This is a genomic window from Oceanobacillus luteolus, from assembly GCF_042678205.1.
GTDB classification, from domain to species: Bacteria; Bacillota; Bacilli; order Bacillales; family Amphibacillaceae; genus Oceanobacillus; species Oceanobacillus luteolus.
The window spans coordinates 1-6126 of sequence record NZ_JBHUDE010000107.1 but is presented as its reverse complement, the minus strand read 5'-3'; the positions used below and the strand labels follow the sequence as shown (position 1 = coordinate 6126).

At 40.9% G+C, this 6126-nt stretch carries 6 protein-coding genes; 5 read left to right on the top strand and 1 reads right to left on the bottom strand.

Going from position 1 to position 6126, the window contains the following annotated elements; all coding sequences use genetic code 11:
- Positions 1 to 48 precede the first annotated feature (48 nt).
- The 4 genes from fdrA to arcC all read left to right on the top strand — a co-directional run bounded on the left by fdrA (position 49) and on the right by arcC (position 4525).
- A complete protein-coding gene (fdrA, locus tag ACFSBH_RS12810) occupies positions 49 to 1335 on the top strand; it encodes an acyl-CoA synthetase FdrA (RefSeq protein ID WP_379597865.1) in 1287 nt (428 codons plus the stop codon).
- A gap of 90 nt (positions 1336 to 1425) precedes the next feature.
- Positions 1426 to 2688, top strand: a complete 1263-nt coding sequence (locus ACFSBH_RS12805) for a YlbE family protein (protein WP_251513609.1) — start codon at positions 1426 to 1428, stop codon at positions 2686 to 2688.
- Entirely contained in the window at positions 2689 to 3594 is a 906-nt protein-coding gene (locus ACFSBH_RS12800) for an oxamate carbamoyltransferase subunit AllH family protein (protein WP_379597863.1), read from the top strand.
- Positions 3587 to 4525, top strand: a complete 939-nt coding sequence (gene arcC, locus ACFSBH_RS12795; RefSeq protein WP_251513604.1) for a carbamate kinase — start codon at positions 3587 to 3589, stop codon at positions 4523 to 4525. The genes ACFSBH_RS12800 and arcC overlap by 8 nt, the downstream gene beginning before the upstream one ends.
- A 172-nt stretch (positions 4526 to 4697) precedes the next feature.
- On the opposite strand, the gene ACFSBH_RS12790 is transcribed toward arcC, so the two are convergent.
- On the bottom strand, positions 4698 to 5558 hold the full coding sequence (locus ACFSBH_RS12790) for an alpha/beta hydrolase (protein WP_379597860.1): 861 nt from the start codon (positions 5556 to 5558) through the stop codon (positions 4698 to 4700).
- A 51-nt stretch (positions 5559 to 5609) separates the two neighbouring features.
- Here ACFSBH_RS12790 and ACFSBH_RS12785 point away from each other — a divergent pair, with 51 nt between their 5' ends.
- Positions 5610 to 5990, top strand: a complete 381-nt coding sequence (locus ACFSBH_RS12785) for a RidA family protein (RefSeq protein WP_379597858.1) — start codon at positions 5610 to 5612, stop codon at positions 5988 to 5990.
- Positions 5991 to 6126: the final 136 nt, after the last annotated feature.

Sequence of the window (6126 nt, the reverse complement as noted above, 5' to 3'; positions counted from 1 at the left end):
GAATAACCTCCCAATCTTATATGTTTATTCTAACAATAAAAAAATAAACTGCGAAGCAAGAGCCGTACGCTCTCTCACTTACACAGTTTATTTTACACTCCCGACTGTGGTACTGGTATTCTAGACGGTGTTCCAATGGCGTTTGCTAACGTTGTAAATAAAGGCCGTATCGGTATTGTAGGTGCTTCTGGTACAGGTATCCAAGAAGTCTCTGCGATTATTGACCGTCTTGGTGAAGGTGTAAGCCATGCGATCGGTACGGGTGGTCGTGACTTGAAAGATGAAGTTGGTGCAATCACTATGATGAACGGAATTAAAGCATTAGAAAATCATGCTCAAACAGAAGTTATCGCTATCGTTTCTAAGCCACCGGCAAAAGAGGTTAGAGACGAAGTTGTTGAATTACTTCACAGCTTATCTAAACCAGTAGTAGCAATCTTCCTTGGTGAAAAACCTGAAAAACATGAAGGTAACGTTTACCATGCTTATACGTTAGCTGAAACTGCCCATATTGCAGTTGACTTAGTTCGTGGAAATGAAGTGCGTAATGATGGTTATGTAGGAGACTACAAATTCGAAGGTGCTTCATTGAAAGATAACCAAAATGCAATTAAAGGACTTTATTCTGGTGGTACACTTGCTTCAGAAGCGGCGGTTATGCTTTCCGATGCTCTTGGACTTGGTTCTGAAATCACGAACGAAGAAGGTTATGTATTCCGTAAAGATGGTCATATGATTGTGGACTTAGGTGATGATAAATATACTCAAGGTAAACCACACCCGATGATCGATCCGGAAACTCGTGCCAACTTTATTAAAGAAGCTGCTAAAGATGAGCAAACAGCAGTTATTCTACTTGATTTCGTACTTGGTTACGGTTCTCATAACGATATGGCGAGCGCATTACTTCCAGCAATCCAAGAAGGTATGGAACATGCGAAATCAGAAGGAAGAGACCTATACTTCGTAGCTTCTGTATGTGGTACGAAGAGTGATCCACAAGACTACCAAGGTCATATCAACCGACTTCGTGAAGCTGGCATCATCGTGAAAGACAACAACGATGAAGCAATCCGTACAGCTTTGGACATCATCGGCCTAGCTATGAATGATGTAACGAAGGAACATGTTGAAGCTGAGAAGACAAATATTGACCTAACTATTTCTGAACAAATCTCTGAGCTTGTTAATGACCGTCCACGTATTATCAACGTAGGATTGAAGAGCTTTACTGACGCAATTGTTGCAAATAATGTTCCGGTGGTTCAATACGATTGGAGACCAATTGCTGGTGGTAACGCAAGAATGAGAAAAATCCTTAGCTTATTGAAATAATTAAACCAAAAACGGAAGCGCTCGGTTACGTAAAGTTTCTGAGCGTGGAAGTTTTGAAAATGAGTAGCGAAAATCCAAGGAGGAATTATCATGAAATTTAACTCAATCGATGAAGCAAACAGAGCCGTTATTGACAAAATCGCTGGTGGCGCTCCATTTCTAGTTGATGTTGTTCCAGCTAAATCAAAAATCAAGGAATTCGAAGACCGTAAGCTTCTACTACATGCTGGCCCACCAATCAAATGGGAAAACATGACGGGTCCAATGCAAGGTTCATGTATCGGTGCAGCTCTATTCGAAGGATGGGCTGATAACGAGAAAGACGCGGAAGAAATGCTTGCAAATGGTGAAGTTGAATTCATGCCATGTCACCATGTTCGTGCTGTAGGCCCAATGGGTGGTATCACTTCTGCGAACATGCCGGTATTAGTTGTTGAAAACCGTTCAGAAGGTAACGAAGCTTACTGCACAATGAACGAAGGTATCGGTGCGGTACTACGTTTCGGTGCTTACTCTGATGAAGTTATCAACCGTCTACAATGGATGCGTGACGTGTTAGGACCAACAATCGCAAAAGCTTTAAAACTTACTGCAGATGGACTAAACGTTAACGTAATGATTGCTAAAGCAATTACAATGGGTGACGAATTCCACCAACGTAATATTGCAGCATCCCTTATTTTCTTAAAAGAGATCACTCCATATATCGTTCAATTAGATATGGATGAAAAAGAGCGTCAAGAAGTTGTTCAATTCTTAGCTGATACAGATCAATTCTTCCTGAACATCATGATGGCTTCTGCAAAAGCTGTTATGGATGGTGCAAGAACTATTGAAGCTGGTACAGTTGTTACAGCAATTTGCCGTAACGGTGAGAACGTTGGAGTACGTATTAGTGGTATGGGTGATGAGTGGTTTACTGCTCCTGTTAACACACCACAAGGATTATACTTCACAGGATATTCTCAAGAAGATGCTAACCCAGACCTTGGTGACAGTGCGATCACGGAAGTATTCGGGGTAGGTGCGATGGCAATGATCGCTGCTCCTGGTGTTACTCGTTTCGTAGGTGCTGGTGGATTTGATGATGCACTAAAAACAAGTAATGAAATGGCGGAAATTTGTATCGACCATAACAGTAACTTTACAATTCCTACTTGGGATTTCAAAGGTACACTACTTGGAATTGACGCACGTAAAGTTGTTGAGACAGGCATCGAGCCAGTAATCAACACAGGTATCGCGCATAAGAAAGCTGGAGTAGGACAAATCGGTGCAGGTACAGTTCGTGCACCAAGAGCATGTTTCGAAAAAGCAATCGAAGCGTACGCAATCAAATTAGGCTTGATCTAAATGACACAACGGTTCGTATATAAAGTAGAGGAATATAATCGACATATTCCTCTTCTTTTTTCGAAATACAAAGAAGGTCATATCCATAGTAAATTCAATAACGGCTTCAATATAAAAATGGGTGATTCGCTTGTTTTTATTGGTGGAAAACAAAGTGGCCGACTTCCTTTTTCATTTATTCTGCCCATCCCTGATGTGCATGACCTCTTGACGAAGATCAGTAATAATGACCCGGTGATTTGGCATAATAATACAGAGATACTGAGCATAAACGAAAGTTGTGATATTGTGTATCTTGAAGGAAAGCCTTATGAAAACAAGTTGGAACTTATCCCTGGTAGTGTACATTCTCTATCACGGCATTTAGAAACATTATTGCTTGCTTTGGCGGGTAATGACGAACCAACAGGGTTAGGTCTGGATATTAATGAATTTATGGAGCATTATGTCGAACATGAGAGTGGGTCGGGAAGTTCTTTTGATGTATACTATGACTTAATGGCTATATTGTATTCGGAAGATGAACAAGAAGTGGAACGTGTCCTTCGCTATTTTCTGGGAAGAGGGAAGGGAGGCACTCCAACAGGAGATGACCATATTATCGGTTTGATGGCCATCTATGCTGTTTCAAAAGAGTGGTCTCCATTGTTCCCCGAAACACTTTCCAGGATAATAAGCAGTGAAAAAATCACAACCGACGTCAGCATGGAATATTTGAAATATGCTTTAAACAATCAATTTGGTTCGCCAGTGATTGAATTGATTCATGCTATGACTGAGGAGAGCAAGGCAGAAGTGCAAGTGAAAATTAATAATTTATTGTCAATGGGCCATAGTTCGGGTCTCGATACTACATTTGGAATCTTACTAGGTCTTTTGGCGATGAGGAGGAAAAGTAATGGGTGAAAGAGTAGTTATCGCTTTAGGTGGAAATGCAATTCTACAACCAGGTCAAGAAGCAACATATGAAATTCAATTGGAAAACGTACGTAAGAGTGCAGAAGTTATTGCACGTATCATCAATAACGGACATACAGTTGTTGTTACACACGGTAATGGTCCGCAAGTTGGTAATATCTTAAGACAAAACGAGGAAGCAAAACATGTTGTACCAGCAATGCCGTTGGACGTATGTAGTGCTGAATCCCAAGGATTCATTGGTTATATGATGGAACAGTCACTCAGAAATGAACTGCTCAAATTAAATAACCAAGCTCCTGTTGCTGTGACGTTAACACAAACAGAAGTTTCTGCAGATGATCCGGACTTCCAAGATCCTTCTAAACCAATCGGTGTTTTCTATTCTGAAGAAGAAGCGAATAAGTTAGCAGAAGAAAAAGGCTGGATCGTGAAAGAAGATGCTGGTAGAGGTTACAGACGTGTTGTTGCTTCACCAGAACCAAAGTCTATTCTAGGCTCTAAAGTCATCCAACAACTATCTGAAGCTGGTACAATTATTGTAGCTGGCGGCGGCGGTGGTGTTCCTGTTGTTAAGCAAGCTGACGGAACATACAAAGGAATCGAAGCGGTAATCGATAAAGACCGTAGCGGTTTCAAATTGGCTGAAGAAATTAAAGCTGACACATTCATGATCTTGACTGATGTAGAGAACGTATATGTAAACTACGGTAAACCAGATCAAAAAGCACTTACTGAAATTTCCCTTGAAGAAGCTCAAGGCTATGTAGATGAAGGACAATTCTCTGCAGGAAGCATGGGGCCGAAAATGGAAGCTGCAATGAATTTTGCAAGAACAGGCGGGAGAGCAATCATCTGTTCTCTAGACAAAGCTGACTTAGCAATGGAAGGTAAATCTGGCACGCACATTGTTGGATAATATCAAAGGTGACAATGACCTTTAGGGACGGCCTAACTGGAATGCGGTTCTACCGGAAGCGCATGAAGTTCAGGTAGTCCCTGCCCTCTGGAGCTAGCCGTAACAAAAGCGGAAGCGACCTTGCAAGTAATTATGATATAAAAAAGATGAGGTCTTTGGCCTCATCTTTTAATTATATCTCTTTAAGAAAATCAAAAATTTCTTCAAAAGATGACTTAACTACATCATCATTCATATTTTCATCAAATTGGTGTTTTCCATTGGGAATAGTAATTAGATTACTTTTTACTTCATTGTGCTTAAGTGCTTCTAGCATCTGTACAGACTCTTCATAAGGCACATCTTCGTCCGCATCACCGTGGAGAAGCAGTGTTGGTGGATAGTCTGCGTCAACTTGATTAACTGGGCAAAAGGCAAGAAGGTCTTCTTTTGTCGTCTCTGTAGGATCTGTTACATAGTCCAACCAGACGCCTTGCTGACGGCAATATAAGTAAATGGCATAGCGAGCGGTAATAGGAGCTTCCGCGACTTGATTAGGTCGGATCAATTGTTTGGCTAAAGCTTCATTCACTTTTGGCATCTTATTGAAATGTGTACTAGGTGTGCTGTACCAGTCGCCAAGTATATTTCCGTAGCCATAGAATGATATGATGGCAGTAGGTTTTAAAGCAAATGTCCCTGTCATGAGAGCCAAATACCCACCTGCTGAGTTGCCGACGACAATAACTTTATTTGTATTATAATCCAGATGTTTTGGCAGCTCTTCTTTAACCCAGCTGAGCGCATCTTGAATATCACTAATAATTTCAGGTAGCTTTGTTTCTGGTGCTAAGCGATAAGCGATGGAGAGCACGTGATATCCATGGTCATTATAAAGTTTTACTTGCTCTTGGTTAATATCGTTTCTTGTTCCCCAGATTAGACCGCCGCCATGTATATAAACAATAATAGGCGCATTCTCTTGTTCAACGGGGAATAATTCTGCTTGAATATCAGTATTATTAATTTCTTTATAAACAAATGTTTTGTTCATGATTGACCTCCAAAATATTGTACTCACTATAAAATAAAGGAGTTTTTAATTATGCGTAAAGTTTATACTGCTAAAGATGTTTCTGCTTCTGGTCCTTATTCCCATGCGGTGGATGCGGGAGAATACATTTATTTCTCCGGCCAGACAGCAAAAAATCGTTTAAGTCCGGAAGATTCTCCAGCAAACGAAAGTATTACATCTCAAACAGAACAATGCTTCAAGCATTTGACTTCTGTTCTAGAAGAAGTAGGACTCACAGAAGATAATGTTGTTAAGGTGAATGTATATCTAACGAGCATGAAGCACTTCGATGAGATGAACCGTGTTTACGAAACATTCTTCCAAGCACCTTATCCTGCTAGAACTTGTGTGGCTGTCTATGAATTGCCACTTGGTGCTGATGTAGAGATTGAATTTGTAGCTAAAAGATAAAGTGGAAAATCAGCCCTTGATAAAGGGCTGATTTTTTGTGTGCGCCCGGCATGGGTGTAATCTCTAGGGTGAGAGTCCCGAGCCATGAAGGCAGAAGTAGTGGTTAGCTTAACGCAAGGGTGTCCGTGGCGACGCG

Excerpts from the sequence above, each read along its gene's own strand:
- ACFSBH_RS12785 (WP_379597858.1), top strand. The coding sequence starts at position 5,610 with ATGCGTAAAGTTTATACTGCTAAAGATGTTTCTGCTTCTGGTCCTTAT.
- ACFSBH_RS12805 (WP_251513609.1), top strand. The coding sequence starts at position 1,426 with ATGAAATTTAACTCAATCGATGAAGCAAACAGAGCCGTTATTGACAAA.
- arcC (WP_251513604.1), top strand. The coding sequence starts at position 3,587 with ATGGGTGAAAGAGTAGTTATCGCTTTAGGTGGAAATGCAATTCTACAA.
- ACFSBH_RS12790 (WP_379597860.1), bottom strand. The coding sequence starts at position 5,558 with ATGAACAAAACATTTGTTTATAAAGAAATTAATAATACTGATATTCAA.
- ACFSBH_RS12800 (WP_379597863.1), top strand. The coding sequence starts at position 2,689 with ATGACACAACGGTTCGTATATAAAGTAGAGGAATATAATCGACATATT.